Annotated in this window: 20 protein-coding genes; 8 read left to right on the forward strand and 12 right to left on the reverse strand. The window is 67.2% G+C overall.

The window, feature by feature from the left end; genetic code table 11:
- Positions 1 to 47: 47 nt before the first annotated feature.
- The 3 genes from ACL03I_RS21120 to ACL03I_RS21130 all read left to right on the forward strand — a co-directional run bounded on the left by ACL03I_RS21120 (position 48) and on the right by ACL03I_RS21130 (position 2,374).
- The gene (locus ACL03I_RS21120; protein ID WP_412806788.1) at positions 48 to 428 is read left to right on the forward strand and encodes a hypothetical protein; all 381 of its coding nucleotides are present in this window, start codon (positions 48 to 50) and stop codon (positions 426 to 428) included.
- The gene (locus ACL03I_RS21125) at positions 428 to 1,348 is read left to right on the forward strand and encodes a hypothetical protein (RefSeq protein WP_412806789.1); all 921 of its coding nucleotides are present in this window, start codon (positions 428 to 430) and stop codon (positions 1,346 to 1,348) included. The genes ACL03I_RS21120 and ACL03I_RS21125 overlap by 1 nt, the downstream gene beginning before the upstream one ends.
- 120 nt (positions 1,349 to 1,468) lie before the next feature.
- Positions 1,469 to 2,374, forward strand: a complete 906-nt coding sequence (locus ACL03I_RS21130; RefSeq protein WP_412806790.1) for an aromatic prenyltransferase — start codon at positions 1,469 to 1,471, stop codon at positions 2,372 to 2,374.
- 555 nt (positions 2,375 to 2,929) lie between these two features.
- Here ACL03I_RS21130 and ACL03I_RS21135 read toward each other — a convergent pair.
- Positions 2,930 to 3,457, reverse strand: a complete 528-nt coding sequence (locus tag ACL03I_RS21135) for a MarR family winged helix-turn-helix transcriptional regulator (protein ID WP_364438445.1) — start codon at positions 3,455 to 3,457, stop codon at positions 2,930 to 2,932.
- Positions 3,458 to 3,527: 70 nt separating this feature from the next.
- Between ACL03I_RS21135 and ACL03I_RS21140 the strand changes: the two genes are divergently transcribed.
- Positions 3,528 to 4,208, forward strand: a complete 681-nt coding sequence (locus tag ACL03I_RS21140; RefSeq protein ID WP_412806791.1) for a hypothetical protein — start codon at positions 3,528 to 3,530, stop codon at positions 4,206 to 4,208.
- A 3-nt stretch (positions 4,209 to 4,211) separates the two neighbouring features.
- Positions 4,212 to 5,024 carry an SGNH/GDSL hydrolase family protein gene (locus ACL03I_RS21145; RefSeq protein ID WP_412806792.1) on the forward strand — a complete coding sequence of 271 codons (813 nt, stop codon included), beginning with the start codon at positions 4,212 to 4,214 and terminating at the stop codon, positions 5,022 to 5,024.
- Positions 5,025 to 5,318: 294 nt separating this feature from the next.
- Here ACL03I_RS21145 and ACL03I_RS21150 read toward each other — a convergent pair whose 3' ends face one another.
- From ACL03I_RS21150 to ACL03I_RS21170, 5 genes are all read right to left on the reverse strand, one after another.
- A complete protein-coding gene (locus tag ACL03I_RS21150; RefSeq protein ID WP_412806793.1) occupies positions 5,319 to 5,540 on the reverse strand; it encodes a hypothetical protein in 222 nt (73 codons plus the stop codon).
- A gap of 454 nt (positions 5,541 to 5,994) precedes the next feature.
- Positions 5,995 to 6,447, reverse strand: coding sequence for a hypothetical protein (locus ACL03I_RS21155; RefSeq protein ID WP_412806794.1), 453 nt, complete (start codon positions 6,445 to 6,447; stop codon positions 5,995 to 5,997).
- Positions 6,448 to 6,482: 35 nt separating this feature from the next.
- Entirely contained in the window at positions 6,483 to 7,805 is a 1,323-nt protein-coding gene (locus ACL03I_RS21160; protein ID WP_412806795.1) for a hypothetical protein, read from the reverse strand.
- Between the two features lie 3 nt (positions 7,806 to 7,808).
- Entirely contained in the window at positions 7,809 to 8,111 is a 303-nt protein-coding gene (locus tag ACL03I_RS21165) for a WXG100 family type VII secretion target (protein WP_379254824.1), read from the reverse strand.
- A complete protein-coding gene (locus ACL03I_RS21170) occupies positions 8,108 to 8,452 on the reverse strand; it encodes a type VII secretion target (RefSeq protein WP_379254826.1) in 345 nt (114 codons plus the stop codon). Before ACL03I_RS21170 ends, ACL03I_RS21165 begins: the two co-directional genes overlap by 4 nt.
- A 61-nt stretch (positions 8,453 to 8,513) precedes the next feature.
- Here ACL03I_RS21170 and ACL03I_RS21175 point away from each other — a divergent pair, with 61 nt between their 5' ends.
- From ACL03I_RS21175 to ACL03I_RS21185, 3 genes are read left to right on the forward strand one after another with little or no spacing between them, the layout of a single operon-like run.
- A complete protein-coding gene (locus ACL03I_RS21175) occupies positions 8,514 to 8,711 on the forward strand; it encodes a helix-turn-helix domain-containing protein (protein ID WP_379254827.1) in 198 nt (65 codons plus the stop codon).
- Between the two features lie 49 nt (positions 8,712 to 8,760).
- Positions 8,761 to 9,018: a hypothetical protein gene (locus tag ACL03I_RS21180; protein ID WP_379254829.1), complete on the forward strand. Its 258-nt coding sequence runs from the start codon at positions 8,761 to 8,763 to the stop codon at positions 9,016 to 9,018.
- Entirely contained in the window at positions 9,018 to 9,410 is a 393-nt protein-coding gene (locus tag ACL03I_RS21185; RefSeq protein ID WP_412806796.1) for a PIN domain-containing protein, read from the forward strand. The genes ACL03I_RS21180 and ACL03I_RS21185 overlap by 1 nt, the downstream gene beginning before the upstream one ends.
- A 145-nt stretch (positions 9,411 to 9,555) precedes the next feature.
- Here the strand turns inward: ACL03I_RS21185 and ACL03I_RS21190 are convergent, their stop codons facing one another.
- From ACL03I_RS21190 to ACL03I_RS21215, 6 genes are all read right to left on the reverse strand, one after another.
- Positions 9,556 to 13,317, reverse strand: a complete 3,762-nt coding sequence (locus ACL03I_RS21190; RefSeq protein ID WP_412806845.1) for a multifunctional oxoglutarate decarboxylase/oxoglutarate dehydrogenase thiamine pyrophosphate-binding subunit/dihydrolipoyllysine-residue succinyltransferase subunit — start codon at positions 13,315 to 13,317, stop codon at positions 9,556 to 9,558.
- A gap of 175 nt (positions 13,318 to 13,492) precedes the next feature.
- The gene (locus tag ACL03I_RS21195) at positions 13,493 to 17,293 is read right to left on the reverse strand and encodes an ABC transporter ATP-binding protein (RefSeq protein ID WP_412806797.1); all 3,801 of its coding nucleotides are present in this window, start codon (positions 17,291 to 17,293) and stop codon (positions 13,493 to 13,495) included.
- A 51-nt stretch (positions 17,294 to 17,344) separates the two neighbouring features.
- Complete coding sequence (locus ACL03I_RS21200) at positions 17,345 to 18,127, reverse strand: ABC transporter permease (protein WP_355077294.1); 783 nt, start codon at positions 18,125 to 18,127, stop codon at positions 17,345 to 17,347.
- Positions 18,124 to 19,110, reverse strand: a complete 987-nt coding sequence (locus ACL03I_RS21205) for an ABC transporter ATP-binding protein (protein ID WP_412806798.1) — start codon at positions 19,108 to 19,110, stop codon at positions 18,124 to 18,126. Before ACL03I_RS21205 ends, ACL03I_RS21200 begins: the two co-directional genes overlap by 4 nt.
- On the reverse strand, positions 19,107 to 19,838 hold the full coding sequence (locus tag ACL03I_RS21210) for a hypothetical protein (RefSeq protein ID WP_355077290.1): 732 nt from the start codon (positions 19,836 to 19,838) through the stop codon (positions 19,107 to 19,109). Before ACL03I_RS21210 ends, ACL03I_RS21205 begins: the two co-directional genes overlap by 4 nt.
- Before the next feature lie 138 nt (positions 19,839 to 19,976).
- On the reverse strand, positions 19,977 to 21,002 hold the full coding sequence (locus tag ACL03I_RS21215; protein ID WP_355077288.1) for a glutathione S-transferase family protein: 1,026 nt from the start codon (positions 21,000 to 21,002) through the stop codon (positions 19,977 to 19,979).
- Between the last annotated feature and the right edge of the window lie 26 nt (positions 21,003 to 21,028).

Raw genomic sequence — 21,028 nt, forward strand, 5'->3', positions numbered from 1 at the left:
CTCGGCGGCAGTGTCCATCGTATTCACCTGTGCACCTGGGGGTTCGGTTGCCACCGTCGCAAGATGCAACTCGGGTCACCGCCGGGCTGGCGTATCTGTGCGGTCATCTGCAGGAGATCCGCGGCACTCTCGGCGATGACGGGACGGACATTTCGACCCCGCTGCACAAGCTGCTCAGCTCGGTCCGATCGGGGGACGGTGCGGGCATCGCCGCCGCGCTGGACGGGGTGCACACCGCTCTGCGGGCGGCCGGCGATGCGCGCGGTGTGTATGGACACCACCGCGGTCCGGTCCCGGTCGGCGTGCACAGCATCGAAGTCGTCTATCGCTGCCCGCTCGAACGCTGCGACGGCCGCGACGATGTCGATGCCGAGCCGCCCCGATGCGCCGTCAGCGGACGGGAATTACGGCGCGAACGGCTCTCCTGATGAACGGGTTGTGGAGTGAACTCGCCAAAAAGCTGGCCGAGAAATGGTTTTCGCTTCTCGTGTTGCCCGGCGCGTTCTATCTGACGGTCACCGCCACTGCGCTCACTCTCGGCCACGCGCATGCGTTGGACATCGGCCTGCTCACCCGACATATCACCGACTACGCCAGAAATCCCGGGGTGACCAGCACGGGCGGGCAGGTCGTCGTCTTGGCCGCGATTCTCGCAGCCGCCGCGGCGGTCGGTTTCGTCGCACAATCGATCGGAACGTTTGTGGAGCGGGCTGTGCTGGCGGCGGAATGGCAGGCTTGGCCGATTCCCGTCCGGTTCGCCGCTCGGTGGTCGCTCGCCCGCCGTCAGCGTCGGTGGGACAGCGCCAACGCCGACTACCTCCGTGAATACCAGAATGCCTTGACTCCCGATCCGGCGTCCCGGCCCGACCCGGCGCTCAGGCACCGTGCGGCACGCGCGCGAGCAAGGATTTCGGTCGAGCGGCCCGAGCGCCCGACCTGGAGCGGCGACCGAATCCAAGCAACGGCGATTCGACTCGATCGCGATCACCATCTCGACCTGGCGACCGTATGGCCGTCGCTGTGGCTGGTCCTGCCGGACCCCGTGCGCGAGCAGATCACCACCGCCCGCACCGCTCTCTCGCGAGCGACCACGCTTGCGGCCTGGTCCGTTCTCTACCTCGTTCTGACCGTCTGGTGGTGGCCCGCCGCACCTCTCGCCGTCGTCATCGCCGCGACCGCTCATCACCGAATCCGCGCTACCACCGATGCCTACGCCACCCTGCTGGAAAACGCCACACGCCTGCACACCACCACCCTCGCCACCCAGCTCGGCATCGACCACACCGGTCCCCTCGGCCCGCATCTGGGTCATGCCCTCACCCGCCACCTCCGTTCATCGACCGCGTGACCATGGATGGATGCGGTGCCTGCATTCCCACACGTGGCATCCGGCGCTGAGTTGCATTCTGGTTGAATGGAATTGGCGCAACCGTGATGTTGCTCGTAGCACCGATCTCTGGAAGGACGCGTGTTCACCACTACCGAATCCGAGCTGGAAGATCTCTACGCGGCCATCGAGGAATCCGCGCGGCTATGGAACGTGCCCTGCACTCGAGAAGCTGTCCGGCCCACTCTGACCGCGTACGGCGCGATGCTCACGCGTTCCGTGATCTCCCTCCGAGTGGTCACCGACGCCCGCCGCTCAGGAGACCTCGACTACCGCTTCTTGACGCTGCCGAGCGACATCGACCCCTATGACATCGCCCTTTCCAACGAACTCATTTCCGAGACCGATCATCCGGTCGGCGCTCTGCTGGACGAGGTCCGGGAACGGTGCCCGATCCACAGCTACGGGATCGACATCGGTGTAGTCGGCGGCTTCAAGAAAATCTGGCCGTTCTTTCCCGCCGACGGCATGCAGAAAGTATCGGAGCTCGCCGAACTACCGTCCATGCCGCCCAGTCTCGCCGACCACGCCGGCATGTTCGCACGTCACGGCTTGGAGGACAAAGTCGGCTTGCTCGGTATCGACTACCACGACAAGACGATGAACGTGTACTTCCCCGGACTGTCGGCCGACTATTTCGAACCCCGCGCCATCGTGTCGCTGCACCGGGATGCCGGACTCCCGGACCCGAGCGATGACTTTCTCTCACTCACCGAGAAAGCATTCGATATATACGCCACCATCAGCTGGGAATCGCGCCGAATCGAGCGCCTCTGTTTTCCGGTGATCACACCGGACCCGACAACGCTCCCGGTTCGAATCGAACCGCGCTTCGAGCAACTCGTCGACAAAGTTCCGATCAGCACGACCGACCGTCGATTCACCTATGCCGCTACCTCGTCACCCGAGGGGGAGTCGTACAAGTTCAGTTGGTTCTACCAATGGCAGCCCAGGATATTGGACAGGATGAAGACGTCCGATTCGTAGAACTGTCGATCGGGCGTTCACCGTGCCAGCTGAAGCAATCCCACTCCTGCTGACACAGCCTTTCGATAGTGGTGTCGAGCGGAGAGTTGGGCGGCCGCCTCGAACCGCGCCGCCCTGATGCAGACGGTGAGCGAGCGGTTTCGGGTGAACAGGCGCGGTTCACGCTTGTCTCTGACGGCCACTGCTTCCACGGCCGTCCTACCGGACCGCCCGGTGGCGTGCCCGGCCGAGCCGTTCGAGCGGACTGCCGAGAGCCGTCGTCAGGTCGGCGACTCTACTCGCGCAGGTGGGCGCAACGGCGATATCGGCAGTGGACGCCGCGTCAGCATCTGCGTGGTGACGATTACGGAGTTCACGCCAGGACCGTCTGTGACGTGGGGAACGCTATTCAACCGGCAACAACCTTCACCCGCATGTTGTACGGCGAGCGGCGCTGTGGGCCTACACGGCCACGTATGGGGGCGACGGGGCAGTGATCTCACCAGGTACTGCCACCCGCGTGAAGCCGTGGGCTGAACTGCTCCACCTGGAAGTGGCCTGGTGTCGGGTCGCGATCTATCCCTTCGTCTGATCGGTGGTGGGCGAGTTCGCGCGCTGGTATCCCGGGTGGACGCCCACGTCCAGGCCTTGTTGATCGGCGATCCGCGCCAGCAGTGACGCCAATTGATCGCGTTCGGCGGGGGACAACGCCGCGGTGAGGTCGGCTTCGTGGGTCTGGAGCACCGGCCAAAGTTCGCCCATCAGCTGGTAGGCCGCCGGGGTCGGGTGCAGTTCGTGGTTGCGGCGGTCGGTGGCGCTGCGGCGGCGTTCGACGAGGCCTTTGCGGTCGAGGTTGTCGAGTAGGGCGACGACGCGGCTGGGAACCACGCCGAGTTCTTCCGCCAGAGCGCGCTGGCTGCGGCCGGGGGACATGGCGATCATGCGCAGCACGCCGATATCGGGGGGAGTCAGGCCGAGCGGGGCGATGCGGTCGGTGAACCGCTGGGTGGCGTGTGCGCCGAGCTGGGCGAGCAGGAACGAGACCTGCCGCGTAAGGGCCTGTCGGGGAATCGGGTTGTCACCCGCTTGCTCTCCTGCTGTCACCGGGTTATCGTACACACGCCTCAATCGTTCACTGCAGTGAACGATTCACCTAGAAGAACGGACTCGTGTAATGAGCGCTCCCGCAATCGCTTCCACTCCACCGCGGCTGGATATACCCAGGCTGGGCCCGTCGCCGGGGGTCTTCGCCACCGCCTCGGCGGCGCTGTTCGTCGCCGGGTTGGCCGCGAGCACCGTCGCGGCCGGTGGCGATGTGTTTCCTTCCCCGTTCGCCGCGCCGGACGACGCGCTGTTCTACTTCACCGACCACCGCGACACGGTCCGGCTGGGAGCGACGTTGCAGTTCGCCGCCGCGATCCCCGGTGCGCTGTTCGTCGCCGCGATCACCGCGCGGCTGCGGACGCGGGGCGCGCTCGCCCTAACCGGAGGCGCGCTCGCCACCGGATTCCTGATGCTGTCGGCGGTGGTGACCTGGGTGGTGACGGTGCCCGAAGTCGTCGAATCTCCGCACTTGGTGCGCGCTTTGCACACGCTGGCCTTCCTCGCGGGCGGCCCAGGCAATGTCGTCTCGACCGGGTTGCTCATCGCGGGCATCGCGTTGCCGGTAGTTGCCTTCCGTACCTGGCTGGCCAGGCTCGGTCTCGTCATCGCCGTCGCCGGACTGGCTACCACGGCAACGCTGATGCGCACGGAGGCCGCCGTCCTGCTGCCGCTGGCCCGTTTCACCGGCATGGCGTGGTTGATCGCCGCTGGCTTCCTCGTCTCGAAATCATCTGCCGCAGAAGCGGAATGACCGATGAATCCGCACATTGAGAAGCTCGTCCGATTCCAGCGTCCCGAACGCTCGCTGCCGTACCTCCCCGGCCTCGGCGCCGACCGCGTCGCACCGCTGTTCGGCCTCACCCCCGTCGAATACGAAAAGCTCTGTGCCGATTTCGATGAGCAGGCGCGCTGGGCGGCCGCTGCCCTTCTGGACGACGCCGCGGTGGCCGCCGCGGTGGATCGGCTGCCGCTTCGACCCGGACAGCACGTGATCGCCTTGGGCGAAAGTTCGACCGCCGACCGGCTGTCGTGGTTCGAAATCCTGCGCTATCTGCTCGACCTGCGCAGACCCGACGATGCCATTCGGCTGACCAATCTCGCCGTCTCGGGGGCGACCACAACGCAGACGCTGACGCTCGCTCCCGCTCTGGGTTTCCAGCGCCCCGACTGGGTGTTCTGCCAGCTCGGCGCCAACGACGCCCAGCGCATCGGCGGCCCCGGCGGTCAGCGTCTGGTCGGCCTGGCCGAGACCGAACGCAACTTGCGCATACTCCGATCCCGCGCCCCCGAACCGGCGCAGTGGATCTGGCTCACCCCGACCACGGTCGACGAAGCCCGCATCGCCGCGTTCGAGCCTTTCCAGCGAATCGGCATCGCCTGGACCCGAGCCGACATCGCCGACACCTCGACCGTGTTGCACGACCTGGCCGACCTGACCGTCGACGTGGAGAACGACACGCTGCCAAACGGCGAGGACCCGCTGCTGCTCGATGACGGCGTCCACGCCACGTTGGCCGGTCAGCAGGCCGTAGCCGCCTCGTTCGTCGCCGCGTTGGCGGAATTGTGAGGGGTGCGGTGGGGTCCGTGGATCGCGGTGGGATCGTGCAGGACGCGGGTTTCGTCGTTCCGGAGTCGCGGTGATGGCGCAATCGAGAAATCCGTGGCGGCGGCAGTCGCGCGTCGCCGCGATGGCGGAGTCGCGAGGACCCGCGCAGGTCGTCGTCGTGCTGTGGTCGTGGAAACCGTTGTGTCGGCGATCGCGCGTCGTCGCGATGGCGGGATCGTCGCCGGGGCAGTGTTGGCGCTCGCGTCGTCTGCCATCCTCGCTGCGGGACCCGCAGGCGCGGAATCCGATTCGCGCTCAGTAGGTTTCAACGCCCACGCTACGTCTACCTCGGCCATCATCGAGATCGACGCGGGATCGCTGATCGTCGATGACGGCGTCCTCCGGATCGCGGCCGACGACGGCCGTGTGCTCGCCGCAGCCGAACTCGCCGCTCGTGTAGACGATTTCGTCTTCCCGATCGACGCGGAGATCACCGACCGCACAGTGGTTCTGACCCCACAATTGGATCCCGAACACGCAACCTTAGCGAACAGTCGAATCGCAATCTTGCGTATATGTTCTCGCTGTCGATGTGATTTCGACTCGGGGCAGTCACCTGCTCCCGGCCGAAGTATTCCTGTTGATAGACATAGACGCGGTCCCAGCTTCCGCCGGCAAGGTCGAGTAGCGGCGCGGAGCCGCCCTTCCGTCACAAGTTGTTCAACTGCGCGGACAGCGCCTTGCCATCACTCAGGTGGCGGCTCGAACGGGCCGCCGCCCATATATGCCAGAAATCCGACCACTCCCAACACCGGCACAGCGACGAGAAGGACGCTGCCGGAGCTTTGCCGAGTGCGCTGTCCGGATCGGCAGGGCGCATGACCGTGCCGCCCGGATCGGGTGTGGCATCGTATTTGGCGAGCAGACGCTCATGTAGCGTCGCCGGTCCTGCTCCGGCGAGTCTGCCGTTGCTTTCGGCTATTTAATCCATTCAATTTTCGCTGACGCCATCGATTGCATTCAGGGCCTTTATTACTTCGTCTTCGTAGAATCCTGTTCGATAACGTGTTTCAAGCTCTCCCAGGGCTTCAAAAGCTGCTCTCAACAGATTCGGATACACGGCCGCGATCGACTTGGGTAAGTATCTCACGATATCGCTCGGTGGTTCGGGTTCTTCCTCGGCTGCATATAAGCGGCCCGGCAAGGTCGGGTCGTTGATTTCCTCATCGAGGACAACCAATTTCACCCGAGTAGGAGCTGTGATCTGCGACGGCACAGATCGCGCGAGTTGTTTCAGATAATCGCCGTTCTTCGGATTCCATCCCAACTTGACCATCGGTTCTCTGGGTACATTAGCCAGCTCGAACGTCAGCTGTCGAATGACCTGGAAATTTTCTGCGCTGACGAGATGCTCTCGATAGCGTCCGAGGTTCGGTTCTGGCATCTTCTCCGGGTCCTTCCTGTCAATCCAAGTCATCGCTACAGGCCGTCGAAGTACTCGCGTCCGTCCTTTGGCGTGAACACGGTTCCTCCATCTCCGTCCTCGATGACTACAGCACCTTTCTCCGGATCCCAATATGCCGTTCGGCCCCTGGGTAGATGCTTTACCTCCGTCGGTACCTCGCCGTCGAGGACCTTGCGAACGTACTCGGGAAGTTCTGCGGCGCCTACGCCGGATACGTAGTGTGAGCCATCTCCCTGTGCGGCACGTCCATTCGCGTGTTCGGCGATCTTCTTCGCAATCTCTTGTGTAATCGGATCGTCCCCGCCCAGGGCTGGCGTCGCTGTAGGGCCGTTGTCGTCGATGAGTGCCTTCATGGCGATGATGGCGGCCAGTTTGGTGAGTGTGGCGGTGAGGTCGGGGACCTGGCCGAAGGCGTCGATAACGCCGACGGCGACGCTCGCAGCCAGGGTGATCTTGAGGATTTGGAATAGCCGCTTTGTCGTGTAGAGGCCGCGAATGGTGGCGATCGTGTCCTCAACAGCGAGCGCGACACCGCCGCCGGCGACCGCGAGACTGCCGCCGAAGCTGAAGATCGCTCCTACGATGGCGCCGGTGACCAGCAGTCCGACGGCCCATGCGAAGGTGGTCATTGCCGTCTTGATGCCTTCGCCGACTTCGACTGTCGAGCTGTGATAGTCCGCAACAGGGGCGGCGACATTGAGGGACGCGGTGGCCAGAAGATCGGCGCTGGACTTCAGTGTCCCGAAGTGTTCCTGGATCTTGGCGCGATTCTCTGCCGCATCCATATCGTCGAACAACGCGGAGATCCCGCTGATCTTAGCCGCAGCTCCAGTGATGGTCGCGTGGTTGGCGAAGGTTTTCCACGTGTCGGCGGCCTTGGAGAGTTTGTCGACGTCACCGTTGGGAAGTTTCCCGAAGGTACTGACGATCTTCGCAGTGAGTTCGTTGAAGAACTCCTCTACGCCACCGTTGTGTTTGACGCCGTCGCCGTTGTCGTGGACGGAGGTCGGGATGGTTACCTGGTACTCGGAGACCTGGTGGAGAGTCGGTCGCTGGGGTTTGGCGTTGTCTGCGATCGCGTATTTGTAACCATTGGCGTATAGGACGTTGCCGAAGTTGGTAAGGGCGTCGGCCAGGTGTGTACACGTTTGCATAGTGTCGCGTGCGTACTGGTCGTACGCTTCGCCCCATTGCTTGCATCCGGGGGCGTCCCCGGCCATGCCTGCACATTCACCCTTGGCGGCGTCGTGTAGCGGTTTGTCGGTGCGACGCAGTTCGGCGGCGAGGTCATGGCATTGTTTGCCGGCGTCGAAGTACGTCTGCCAATTGACGCGCACTAGTTATGCCCCTCGGAGCATTTTCAGGTTTTCCTCGATCGCGCTGGTGTAGCCGGTGTGCGCTTTGCGGGCTGCTTCGCTGATATCGCGGACACCTTCGGCGAATTCCCGCGCGCCGACCGACCACTCGAGGTGGGCGTCGGAATAGGCCTGAGCGGCAACACCTTCCCAGCCGGTACCCGCCAGCGCGGCAACCTTGTCGTCAATCGTGTCGAGGTGCTCGGCGATAACGCTCGCGAGTGCGGACAGGCGGATCACGACCTCATCGAGGTGGTCCAAGTCGACCTGGAACTCCTCGGAACTCATGGCAGGTCCAAACTCGAGCTGCTCGTGTTGTATAGTACGGCGGCGTTGCTCCCGTCGAGGTCTTCATAGGTCGAGGCTGTGATACCGAGCTTTTCGGCCATCCCGGACAGAGCGGTGATGATCTGGGCGCCGCCGTCACGGATATCGGTCCAGCCGTCAGCGAACTGGCTCGCCAGATTGCCCCTCCACGTTCCATTGACCAGTGATTCGACATCCTTGGCCGCAGAGTCGAGTGCCGTCCGCAATGCCATCGATAGCTCATAGACCTGCTCGCCGACCTCACGAACCTTCTCCGGAACCACCGAGAGATTATCGGTCGACGGCGTCCCCCCGTTGCTCATGACCGGCAGCGTACTGAATGTCCGCCCGACCTGTCGAGGGACCCATTGTGCCTATCGGAGGGTGTCGACGCCGATCATCCTGGTGGGCCACAGCTTTGCGGACGCGTTGGGACTCACCCAGCGTCGATTCGCCGCCCGTGCCGGCATCGCGAAGAGCACGGCGAGAAAGTGGCGACCTCTGGGCGACGCGATCGAGCTGGGTGACGAGTGCGCCGACATTATCGAGACGATGCCGAGCTGCGCTGCGGCACGCATTTGAAGGCGGCCTGCATGGCACCGCGATTGCTACCCTTGGTAGCATCGGGAGTATGGGTGGTAGTAAGAAATACTCGATCAGCCTCCCGGAGGATCTCGCCGAGCAGGCTCGAGCCTATGTTGGCCCCGGCGGCTTCTCCGCCTATGTTGCCGAGGCGTTGGAGCAGCGTGTAGCGATGGACAAGCTGGGGGAGCTGGTGGCCGATTTCGAGAAGGACGACGAGCCGTTGACTCGTGCGGAGATTGATCAGGCGAGGGCGGAATTGGGTTTCGAGCGGCGACGTTGGGGTTCGCGCGGATCGGCCGCCTGATGCCGGATGTGCTTTTCCTCGATTGCGAGGGGCTGTCCATGCTGTATCGGAAGGATCGTCGCATGCTTGCGTGGATACAGGCGGCCAAAGAGGACGGCGTGCGAGTCGCGACTACGGCTATGACGACTGTGGAAGCCGACTACAGCAAAGTGCGTGCCGCCCGGATCGCATGGACGCTGTCACAGATCGACGTTCACACGGTGACCGGAGAGTTGACCGCGCAGGCCGCTGCGTTGTTGCGCGAGCATGGCCTTGGTGGACACAAGTACGCGATCGACGCCGTTCTGGCTGCGTCGGCTCGCTCGGTTCGTGGGCTGGCGACGGTGGTGACGTCGGACCCCGAGGACATGGCGTTGCTGTGTGGTCCGGAGATCGAGATCGTCAAGGTGTGAGCTTGTTCGAGCCGTGAGCAGCGATCGGGAGAACCGACGGCCTGTCCCGCTGCCCTGAAACCTTGTTCGTCGACCACCCGCATATATGAAACAGGGCCGGCTCGCTCAATGGATTGAGCGAGCCGGCCCGGCGTCAGGTCAAGAACTAACTAGTCGGCTCGAACGCCTCCGCGATGATCTCCGCCTGCTCCACCGCGTGCACCTTGCTCGACCCCGAGGACGGGGCCGACATCGCGCGGCGGGAGATGCGGCGCAGTCGGGTGTTGGCGAAGCGGGGTGGGAGGGTTTCGGGGAGGTTGAGGCCGAAGAAGGGCCAGGCGCCCTGGTTGGCCGGTTCTTCCTGGACCCAGGCCAGGTCGGTGGCGTTGGGGTAGCCCTCGAGGGCCTCGTTGAGGCGGCGGACGGGCAGCGGGTAGAGCTGCTCGATCCGGACGATGGCGACGTCTTCGCGCTTCTGCTTGGCCTTTTCGGCGGCGAGTTCGTAGTAGAGCTTGCCGCTGGTCATCAGGACGCGCTTGACCTTGCTGCGGTCGCCGATGCCTTGCTCGTAGCCCGGTTCGTCGAAGACCGAGCGGAACTTGCTCTCGGTGAAGTCCTTGAGGTCGGAGACCACGGCCTTGTTGCGCAGCATCGACTTCGGGGTGAAGACGATCAGCGGGCGGCGGATGCCGTCGAGTGCGTGGCGGCGCAGCAGGTGGAAGTAGTTGGCCGGGGTGGACGGCACCGCGACAGTCATCGAGCCTTCCGCGCACAGTTGCAGGAAGCGTTCGATGCGGCCGGAGGTGTGGTCCGGGCCCTGGCCCTCGTGGCCGTGCGGCAGCAGCAGCACGACGTCGGAGAGCTGGCCCCACTTGGCCTCACCGGAGGAGATGAACTCGTCGATGATCGACTGCGCGCCGTTGACGAAGTCACCGAACTGCGCTTCCCACAACACCAGCGCGTTGGGGTTGCCCAGCGAGTAGCCGTATTCGAAACCGACGGCGGCGTATTCGCTCAGCGCCGAGTCGTGCACGGCGAACCAGCCCGGGTTCTCGCTGCCGATGTTGTGCAGCGGGGTGTACTCCTCGGCGGTCTTGCGGTCGATGATCACCGCGTGGCGCTGGGTGAACGTGCCGCGGCGGGAGTCCTGACCGGTCAGGCGCACCGCACGACCCTCGTCGATCAGCGTGCCGAAGGCGAGCAGCTCGGCGAAGGCCCAGTCGACCTTGCCCTCGTAGGCCATCTCGCGGCGCTTCTCCAGCACCGGCTTGACGCGCGGGTGCACGTTGAAGCCGTCGGGCACGTTGATGAACGCGTCGCCGATGCGCTGCAGGATCGACTTGTCCACGGCCGTCACGACGGACGCGGGCACCGGCTGGTCGCCCTCGACCGACTCGCTCGGCTCCGGCGAGTACTTCTCCAGCTCGCGGACCTCGTTGAACACCCGCTCCAGCTGGCCCTGGTAGTCGCGCAGGGCGTCCTCGGCCTCTTTCAGCGAGATGTCGCCGCGGCCGATCAGGCTCTCGGTGTACGCCTTGCGGACCGAGCGCTTGGTGTCGATGACGTCGTACATGTACGGCTGGGTCATCGACGGGTCGTCGCCCTCGTTGTGGCCGCGACGGCGGTAGCAGATCATGTCGATGACGACGTCCTTGCGGAACTTCTGCCGGAAGTCGACCGCAAGGCGGGCCACCCAGTCGCACGCCTCCGGGTCGTCGCCGTTGACGTGGAAGATCGGCGCGCCGATGAACTTCGCGATGTCGGTGGAGTACTCGGTGGAGCGGCTGTTCTCCGGAGCGGTGGTGAAGCCGATCTGGTTGTTCACCACGATGTGGATGGTGCCGCCGACCCGGTAGCCGCGCAGACCCGACAGGTTCAGCGTCTCGGCGACCACGCCCTGACCGGCGAACGCGGCGTCACCGTGCAGCATCAGCGGCACGACCGAGAAGCCCTCCGGGCCGTCGCCCTTGTCCAGCAGGTCCTGCTTGGCGCGCGCCAGGCCCTCGAGGACCGGGTCGACCGCCTCCAGGTGCGAGGGGTTCGCGGTGAGCGAGACCTCGATCTCGTTGTCGCCGAACATCTGCAGGTAGGTGCCCTGCGCGCCGAGGTGGTACTTCACGTCGCCGGAGCCGTGGGTGGCGGCCGGGTTCATGTTGCCCTCGAACTCGGTGAAGATCTTCGAGTAGGGCTTGCCCACGATGTTGGCCAGCACGTTGAGCCTGCCGCGGTGCGGCATGCCGATGATGACCTCGTCGAGGCTGTGCTCGGCGCACTGGTCGATCACCGCGTCCATCATCGGGATGACGGCCTCGGCGCCCTCCAGCGAGAAGCGCTTCTGCCCGACGTACTTGGTCTGCAGGAAGGTCTCGAACGCCTCGGCCGCGTTCAGCCGGTTCAGGATGTACTTCTGCTGCGCGACCGTCGGTTTCGCGTGCTTCTGCTCGACCCGATCCTGGATCCACTGCAACTGCTCGGGCTCGAGGATGTGGGTGTACTCCACGCCGACGTGGCGGACGTAGGCGTCGCGCAGGACGGACAGCACGTCGCGCAGCTTCATCTGGTCCTGGCCGTGGAAGCCCGCCACGTTGAACGTGCGGTCCAGGTCCCACAGGGTCAGGCCGTGCTGGGTGACGTCCAGGTCCGGGTGGCTGCGGAACTTGTCCTTCACCAGCCGCAGGGGATCGGTGTCGGCCATCAGGTGGCCGCGGTTGCGGTAGGCGGCGATCATCTCCAGCACGCGGGCGCTCTTGTCGACAGCGCGCTCGCGGATGTCCTTGCGCCAGCGGATCGGCTCGTACGGCACGCCGAGACCGTGGAAGATCTCGTCGTAGAACTCGTCGGCGATCAGCAGTTGGTGGATGGTGCGCAGGAAATCACCGGACTCCGCGCCCTGGATGATGCGGTGGTCGTAGGTGGAGGTGAGCGTCATCAGCTTGCCGACGCCCAGATCGGCGATGCGCTCGTCGCTCATGCCCTGGAACTCGGCGGGGTACTCCATCGCGCCCGCGCCGATGATCGCGCCCTGGCCGTTCATCAGGCGGGGCACCGAGTGCACGGTGCCGATGGTGCCCGGGTTGGTCAGCGAGATGGTGACGCCGGAGAAATCCTCCGCGGTGAGCTTGCCGTCGCGGGCGCGGCGGACGATGTCCTCGTAGGCGGTGTGGAACTGCCCGAAGGTCATCGCCTCGCAGCCCTTGATGGCCGCGACGACCAGCGATCGGCTGCCGTCCTTGCCGGGCAGGTCGATGGCGAGGCCGAGGTTGGTGTGCGCGGGGGTGACCGCGTTCGGCTTGCCGTCGATCTCGGCGTAGTGCCGGTTCATGTTCGGGAACGCTTTGACCGCCTGCACGATGGCGTAACCGAGCAGGTGGGTGAAGGAGATCTTGCCGCCCCTGGTGCGGGCGAGGTGGTTGTTGATGACCAAGCGGTTGTCGATCATCAACTTGGCCGGGATGGCGCGCACGCTCGTCGCGGTGGGGATGCTCAGCGAGGCGGACATGTTCTTCGCCACCGCGGCGGCGGCGCCGCGCAGCACCTTGGACTCGTCGGCGGCGGTGTCGGCCTGCTTCGGGCCGGAGGTCGGCGCGGCGTTCGAAGTCGGCGCCGGGGTGGTCTGCGGTGTGCGTGTCGTCACAGCGGCGGGCTTGGCAGCGGCCGGTGCGGGCTTGGCGGCAGCCGGTGCGGGCTTGGCGGCGGCCGGGGCGGGTGCTTTCGGGGCCGCGGGGGCGGCGGCAGGCTTGGCGTCGTTGCGCGTGGCGGCGGCGGGCTTGGTGGCCGCCGGAGCCGGTGCGGGAGCGGCAGCTTGCGCGGTCGCGGGGGCGGGCTGGCTGTTGCCGGTGTCGCCACTCGCGTCAGGCGTGTAGTCGGCCAGGAACTCGTGCCAGCTCTCGTCGACCGATGATGGATCTTGTTTGAACTTCTGATACATCTCGTCGACTAGCCACTGGTTCTGTCCGAACTGGGATGTTGAGCTGCTCACAGCAGGTGTTCGCCTCATTTCGTTCTTCGCGCTGCGACGTTTGTGACGTGCCCGGCACGGGGATCAGCGGATTGCGCGCCGATGCGCCCTATCTGAGGATAGGCCCAGCAGCAAATCGGCCGATTCACTGACCACCCGACACCCCCGACCCTATTGGTGATGACCCGGCGTCACCCGAGAATATTCCCTCCGACGCCTGTGCCGCTGCCCAGAGCCGGGCATATGGCCCACCTGCGGCGAGCAGCTCCGTATGCTCGCCGAATTCCACGATCCGCCCGTGGTCGACGACCGCGATCCGGTCGGCGCGCGCGGCGGTGCCGAGCCGGTGCGCGACGATCACCGTGGTGCGGTCCCGGCTCAGCGATCTGCTCGCTGCCAGCACCGATGCCTCGGCGTCCGGGTCGAGCGTCGCGGTGGCCTCGTCGAGCAGCAGCAAGTCCGGAGCGACCAGTTCGGCACGGGCCAGCGCGATCAGCTGCCGCTGCCCGGCCGACAGGCCCCGGCCGCGCTCGCCGACGGGTTGTTGCATGCCGAGCGGGAGGCCGGCGATCATCTCCGTCGCGCCCACCGCCGCAGCCGCCGCGGCGATCTCGTCGGGGGTCGCGAATGGTTTCCCGAATGCAATGTTGCTCGCCACGTCGCCGGTGAACAGGTGAGCTTCTTGGGGGACGATGCCCAGCCGCGAGCGGTAGTCGGCGAGGCGATAGTCGCGCACGTCGACGCCGTCCACCCTGATCGCGTCGGGAGCGTGTCCTTCGGCTGCTGCGGCGGGCACTCGCGTGCGCTCGCCGGAATCCGGGCGCAGGTCGTACAGCCGCGCGAGCAACTTGACGACGGTCGACTTGCCCGCGCCGGTCGGGCCGACGAGAGCAAGGCTGGAACCCGCCGGAATGCGCAGCGACACACCGTCCAGTGCGGGAACACGACTTCCCGGGTAGTGGAAACGGACGTCGTCGAACGCCACGTCACCCCGCAGCGCGGGTCCGATGGTCACCGGGTCGGCCGGGTCGGCGGCGATCGAGGAGGGGGTGCGCAGCAGGTCACCGATCCGGCGCAGCCCGACCCTGGCCTGCTGGTAATTGTCGAACACCTGGGACAGCTGCAGGATCGGCACGAACAGCAGCTCCAGATACAGCACGAACGCGACCAGCGTGCCGGCGCTGGTCGCACCGGTGGCGACCTCGCGCGCACCGAAGAACACCACCGCAGCCAGCGCCACGTCCGCCCATCCGACGACGAACGCGAAGTACAGCGCGATCGCCCGCTGCGCTCGCAACCGGCTGTTGCGGTAGCGCTGCGAGTACTCGGCGAAGCGGCGGGCGGCGCGCGGCTCGTGCCGGTTCGCCTGCACCGCGCGCAAGCCCGTGACGTTCTCCTGGAAGTCGGCGTTGACCGCCGACACGTGCTCGCGCGACACGGTGTAGGCGGCGGAGGACACCCGCCGGAACAGCACCGTCGCTATCGCGAGGGCGGGCACCGTCGCCAGCACGACCAGAGCCAGCGATACGTCGATGACCAGCAGCGCGACCGTGATGCCGACCAGTGTCAGGAGCCCGACCAGACTGGTGGCCACGCCGGTCTGCAGGAAGGTCGACAGCGCGTCGACGTCGGTGGTCATCCGCGTCATGATCCGCCCGGACAGTTCGCGCTCGTAGTAGTCCAGGCCGAGTCGTTGCAGGTGTGCGAAGCTGCGCACCCGCAGGGCGAACAGCACGCGTTCCCCGGTGCGCGCGGTGAGCAGCGTGGTGGCCGCGCCGACCGCCAACCCCGCCGCGGCCAGTACCGCGCCGAGCAGTGTCGCTCGGACGAGTGCTCCGGCGTCGTCGCCGAGCACGCCGCCGTCGATCGCGTAGCGCACCAGCGGCGGGAACGCGATGGCGATCGCCGCGTCCACGGCCAGCAGCGCCATCACGGTCAGCACCAGCCCGCGGACGGGACGCAGCAGGCGGGTGAGCCGGAAACCTGGATCCGGCTCGCGAATGCGTTCGCTGTCCGTGTCCGGCTGCTCGGTGGCAGGCGGCAGTCGCTCGATGGTCCGGCGCAGCTCGGGCGTCTCGCTGATGTCGGCCGCCGCCGCACCGAAGCGACGGCCGGCGGATCCGTCGCCGACTCGACTGCCTGTGGCCGAACTCGCGTCCGGCTCGGGAGCGGGGTGCCCGGCGGGCGCGGGCAGCCGGATCACGCGATCGGCGTGGGCGAGCGTCGACTCCCGGTGCGCGAGGATGAGCGTGGTCCGTCCGCCCTGGTCGGGCAGTGCGTCGAAGATCGCCGCCTCGGTCACCGCGTCCACCGCGGAAGTGGCGTCGTCGAGCACCAGGATGCGTGGACGGGCCAGCAGCGTCCTGGCCAGCGCGATCCGCTGACGCTGGCCGCCGGAGAGGGTGAGGCCGCGCTCGCCGACCACCGTGTCATAGCCGTCGGGTAGCTCGGCGATGAATTCGTCCGCCGCGGCCTGGACGGCCGCCTGCCTGATCTCCTCGTCGGTGGCGTCCGGTCGCCCGAGCGCGATATTGGCCGCGATGGTGTCGGAGAACAGGAACGGATCGTCGAAGACGACGCCGATGGCGGCGCGCAGGTCGGCGGCGCGCACGTCGGCGATGTCGACGGCCTCGCCGATTCGGGTCCCGGCTCGCGAAGTCGGGGCTTTGATCGCGTCGACCGCGCCCGCATGCGGCGCGGTGGGGTCGGTGAACAGCCGGATACGGCCCGCGTCCGGCGCGTAGAAGCGCGGAAGCAGCAGAGCGAGTGTCGACTTGCCCGAGCCCGCCGGACCGATGACCGCCACCGTCTCGCCGGGCCGCACGCGCAGATCCAGTTCGCGCAGCACCGGCCGCTCGGGATCGAAGCCGAAACTCAGCGCATCGAGCTCGATGCCGAGTGGGCCGTCCGGCAGCTCGACCGGGCGTTCGGGATCGGCGATGACCGGGGCGGTGTCGATCACTTGGAAGACCCGCTCGGCCGCCGCCCTGGTGAGCTGCGCCATGACGATCACCGAGGAGAGAATGCGCGCGGTGCCGGTCATGACGGCGACGTAGGCGGCGAACGCGACGAAGGTGCCGATGCCGATGCTGCCGTGCAGCGCGAGCAGTCCGCCGAGCGCGATGACCGCGACCATCCCGAGCTGCGGGATCGCCGCGACGGTCGGCGCGAAGCGCGCGTCGATCCGTGCGGCGCGCATCCGCTCCGCGAACAGCTTGCGACCGTGCCGCTCCAGCAGGTCGACCATCCGCGCTTCCTGGCCGAAGCCTTTGACCACCCGTACCCCGGTGACCGTCTCCTCGACGTGCTGGGCCAGATCGGCGGCACGCTGCTGCGCGGACCAGGTCGCCGCGTGCAGGCGCGGCCGCATGCGGTAGACCACCAGGCCGACCGCGGGCACCACGAGCAACGCGACGGCGGCCAGCGGCGGGGAGAGCCAGAGCATGACCCCGGCGGCGAGCCCGAATTCCAGCAGCGCCATGCCCGACAGCGGCACCATGGCCAGCAGTCCTTGGACGAGCTGCAGATCGGTGATCGATCGCGACACCACTTGGCCGGTGCGCAGGGTGTCCTGACCGACGCCGTCGAGCCGCTGCAGTGCGCCGAGCAGCTGCACCCGCAGGGTGTGCTGCACGTCCAGCGACAGCCGCCCGGCCAGCCAGCGCCGTCCGAATCCGGCCCCGGACCGGCTCACGGCCACTACCAGGATCAGCCCGGCGACCACGCTGATCGCCGCCGTGTCACCGATCCCGGCCGCATCGACGGCCCGCTTGGTCAGCAGCGGACCCGCTGTCTCGACGATCGCCCCGCCGAGCACCGCGGCGGCGAGGCCGCCCAGCACCGCGCGGTGCGGTAGGCATTCGGCCCACAGCCTCCGTGTCCAGCCCGGACTGCATCCCCCGTCCACGTCGTTCGCCCGTCCCCTTCGTCGTACCGCGTTCGTCATCGACGGTACCGACACCGGCCGACAAGTCGTTGTTCCCGGCGGGTCCTCGGATCACAGATCGCGGGTGCGCAGATTCCACCAGCTCGCGGCGCCCAGGCCGATGGTCCACAGCAGCAGGACCACCACGGCGGCCGGAGTAGGGGCGAGGAAGTCGCTGTCGGGATAGGAACCGACCGCCACAGTGCCGACGGTGGCGGAGACGGGCAGCAGGGTGACCACGCCCGGAATACCGAGACCGCGCGCGATCAACCAGATCAAAGGCTCGGCGACGACACTCCAGCCGAGCAGCAGCGCCGCCGCCTTGGTCGAGGACCGCAGCAGGATGCCCGCGCTCGCGCCGATCAACGACCAGCAGACCGCGGCGAGCAGCCCGCCGCCGAGCACCGCGAAGAACTCCCCGGTGACCGGGACCTTGCCGCGCCCCACGCCGAACAGCGCGCCGGCCGACACCAGTTCCACCGCGACCGCCGCGGCCAGCGCGCAGCCTCCGATGACCAGGAACTTCGCGGCGGCGAGCCGGTCGCGGTCAGGGCTGAACAGCGTGGTCACGGCCATGCTGCGGTACTGGTACTCCGCGCCGGTCGCCAGCGCGCCGAAGACCGCCGCCGCCAGCACGACGAAGGCGAGGCCGAAGTAGAGCCCGATCGTCGCGGCGCCGGTGGCGGGCTGGCCGCGCGGATCCGGCGGCCCGGCCAGGCTCGCCGACGCGACGCTCGCCAGCAGCGCCACGACGATCGGCGCTGCGGCGAGCGTCCGGCCGCGCGGCATGGTGACGACCTTGCGCACCTCGGAGTTGACGTTCGGCACCAGGTCCGTGGGCAGGATGGCGATCATCGTGGGATCCCGTAGGGCGTCGGCGAGGGTGGCTGGGCGGGCGCGGAGAGGCCCGGGTAGTGCGGCGCGGGCGTGGCGGTGGGTCTGGTCAGCGACGCGAGCACGCGGTCGGGGTGGATCGGGTCGGGCACGATGCTATCGATCCGCACCTGCGCCGCGGTGGCCGCCGTCCTGATCTGCGCTTCGCTCGCCTCGGCGACGGCGAGGCGGCCGTCCGGCCGGATCACCGCGTCCGTGAATCCTTGTGCCGCAAGCGTGGTGGCCAGCGCGATGGGGGTGGACGCGGCGACGACCAGCCGGTCCGGATGCCCGCGCCGCAAGCGCGCCGGAGTGCCCTGGTACACCACCGTGCCCTCGCTCAGCACGACCAGTTGGTCCGCGGCGGGCAGCGCCGCGCCGAGACTCTCGCTGGTCAGCAGGACACTGCCGCCGCGCCGGGCGTGCTTGCGCAGGAAGTCGTGCAGCCAGCCGCGTTCGGCGGGGTCGAGTCCGTCCATCGGCTCGTCCAGCACCAGCAGCGGGGGGTCACCGAGCAGCGCGGTGGCCAGGGCCAGCCTGGTCTGCTGCCCGATCGACAGGGCGCCGATCTTCGTCCTGGCGTGTTCGTCCAGTCCGACCAGCTCGAGCACTTCGGTCACCCGGCTGTCGACGACGTTCGCCGCGGCCGCGTAGACCCACAGGTGTTCGCGCGCGGTGCGGGCCGGATGCAGTCCGCGCGGCGCGAGGACGCCGCCGATCACGTTCGCGGAGCCCGCGGTGTTTCCCCGGGAACCGGGCCCGCCGACGGACGCCGTTCCCGAGGTGGGAGCGAGCAGGCCGAGCAGCACCCGCAAGATAGTGGTCTTGCCCGCGCCGCGCGGGCCCACCAGTGCGGCGATGGTGCCGGAGGGCACGGTGAAGCTGACGTCCGTCACGGCGGTCGCCAGCTCGTACTGCTTGGTCAGTCCCCGGACCGCGAACGCGATCGGCCGCGTCCCGCTCATCGCGGAGTGGCCGGAGGTCGCGGCTTCGCCGGGTCGATCGCGGTGAGCGGATCGGCCTCGATAACCAAATGGCGGTCGACCGGCCAGGTGGTGGGCGGCGGCCCGAATGCCTTGCGCGCGTTGGTGATCGTGGCCTTGCCGAGGGCGCGGTTGCCCGCGCCGCCGATCACCGCGCCGATGCCTGCGGGCAGTACCTTGCCCGCCATCAGCGCCGCGCGCTTGGTGATGAACCGGATGATGAACCGCTTCAGCAGCGAATCGTTCATGCTCGACAATCCGGGGATGCGGTTGGCGAAGGCCGAGCCCCAGTTCTTCGCGGAGGTGCCGACGCTCTTCTGCACGATCTGCATGCCGCTCTCACCCAGCACGACCGCCAGCACGAGCGCCCTGCGTTGCTCCTGGTCTTCCGGCGTGATGCCGTGCACCGAGGCCACCGCGAGGGTGAACACCGCCGACGCCTCCATGAAGAAGGTGGTCTCCGCGCTCACCGCGGCGATGGCCGCGACGGTGCCGACGCCGGGGAAGGCTGCGGTCGCGCCGACCGCGCTGCCGCTGCCGGTCACCGCGAGCAGGTACTGCTTCTCCAGTCGGTCGACGATCTGTGCTGGGCTCTCACCAGGGTGGGAGCGGCGAATGCGGTCCACGTACTTGGCGACCGCGGGGGCCTGCAGGCGGGACCCGGTGTCGAGCAGTTCGACCACCGTCTTCTCGAACGCGCCTTTGAGCATCGGCGGCATCCTCCTCTTCCGGTCTGCTGGGTAGAACTGTATGGCACCGGTTGCCGTCAGCTCGTCATGACAACGAAGTACCCAGCCGCATCGGTTCCACCGGCGGCTGCCTCGCTTTCGACCCGGGCGGGTGCGTCCTTACGCGGAAGTGTGGATCGCGGGCACGCGTTCGCCCGATGCCGGAGGGGGAGGTGGGGTTCCGTCGCCGAACGGCCTGCCGCCGAGAGCCTCTCGGCCGTGCGGGGTCAGCCAGTTCGCCAGGTCGGGGCCCTTGGGGATGATCCCGGTCGGGTTGATGTCCCGGTGCACCACGTAGTAATGCCGCTTGATCTGCCCGAAGTCGATCGTGTCGCCGAAGCCCGGGGTCTGGAACAGGTCGCGCGTGTACGCCCACAGCACCGGCATCTCGGCGAGCTTGGTCCGGTTGCACTTGAAGTGCCCGTGGTAGACCGCGTCGAAGCGGGCCAGCGTGGTGAACAGCCGGACGTCGGCCTCGGTGATCGTGTCGCCGACCAGATACCGTTGTGCGGCAAGGCGTTCGGAGAGCCAGTCCAGCCGCGCGAAGAGCCGGTCGTAGGCGGCGTCGTAGGCGTCCTGCGTACCGGCGAACCCGCAGCGGTAGACGCCGTTGTTGACGTCGCGGAAAACGGCGAGGTTCACCTCGTCGATCTCCGCGCGCAGCGGCTCCGGGTACAGCTGCGGCGCGCCGGGCCGGTGGTGCGCGGTCCACTCGGTGGAGAAGTCGAGGGTGATCTGCGCGTAGTCGTTGGTGACCACCTGGCCGGTCGGCACGTCCACGATGGCGGGCACCGTGATGCCACGCGGGTAGTCCGGGAACCTGGCCAGGTAGGCGTCGCGCAGCCGCGGGATGCCGAGCACCGGATCGACACCACCTGGATCCAGATCGAAGGTCCAGCTCAGCTTGTCGTGCGTGGGTCCGCACAAGCCGAGCGAGAGCACCGGCTCCAGTCCGAGCAGGCGGCGCACGATCAGCGTTCGATTGGCCCACGGGCAGGCTCGCGCCGCGACGAGCCGGTAGCGCCCCGGCTCGACCGGGTAACCGTCGCGGCCGTCGGCCGTGATCCGGGTGGTGATGTAGTTCGTGTCGCGTTTGAACTCGCCGGGCTCGACGTAGGAACCGGTTTTGCTGGCCGACTTGGTCACATCGACAGTCTTCCAGATCGACCTCG

Origin of the sequence: Nocardia sichangensis (assembly GCF_047200615.1) — a bacterium.
Taxonomy (GTDB): Bacteria; Actinomycetota; Actinomycetes; order Mycobacteriales; family Mycobacteriaceae; genus Nocardia; species Nocardia sichangensis.

Coding starts and splice junctions, on each gene's coding strand:
- ACL03I_RS21195 (WP_412806797.1), bottom strand. CDS start 17,293: ATGACGAACGCGGTACGACGAAGGGGACGGGCGAACGACGTGGACGGG.
- ACL03I_RS21170 (WP_379254826.1), bottom strand. CDS start 8,452: ATGAGCAACGGGGGGACGCCGTCGACCGATAATCTCTCGGTGGTTCCG.
- ACL03I_RS21140 (WP_412806791.1), top strand. CDS start 3,528: ATGAGCGCTCCCGCAATCGCTTCCACTCCACCGCGGCTGGATATACCC.
- ACL03I_RS21205 (WP_412806798.1), bottom strand. CDS start 19,110: ATGAGCGGGACGCGGCCGATCGCGTTCGCGGTCCGGGGACTGACCAAG.
- ACL03I_RS21180 (WP_379254829.1), top strand. CDS start 8,761: ATGGGTGGTAGTAAGAAATACTCGATCAGCCTCCCGGAGGATCTCGCC.
- ACL03I_RS21200 (WP_355077294.1), bottom strand. CDS start 18,127: ATGATCGCCATCCTGCCCACGGACCTGGTGCCGAACGTCAACTCCGAG.
- ACL03I_RS21125 (WP_412806789.1), top strand. CDS start 428: ATGAACGGGTTGTGGAGTGAACTCGCCAAAAAGCTGGCCGAGAAATGG.
- ACL03I_RS21185 (WP_412806796.1), top strand. CDS start 9,018: ATGCCGGATGTGCTTTTCCTCGATTGCGAGGGGCTGTCCATGCTGTAT.
- ACL03I_RS21155 (WP_412806794.1), bottom strand. CDS start 6,447: ATGCCAGAACCGAACCTCGGACGCTATCGAGAGCATCTCGTCAGCGCA.
- ACL03I_RS21210 (WP_355077290.1), bottom strand. CDS start 19,838: ATGCTCAAAGGCGCGTTCGAGAAGACGGTGGTCGAACTGCTCGACACC.
- ACL03I_RS21190 (WP_412806845.1), bottom strand. CDS start 13,317: ATGTATCAGAAGTTCAAACAAGATCCATCATCGGTCGACGAGAGCTGG.
- ACL03I_RS21145 (WP_412806792.1), top strand. CDS start 4,212: ATGAATCCGCACATTGAGAAGCTCGTCCGATTCCAGCGTCCCGAACGC.
- ACL03I_RS21165 (WP_379254824.1), bottom strand. CDS start 8,111: ATGAGTTCCGAGGAGTTCCAGGTCGACTTGGACCACCTCGATGAGGTC.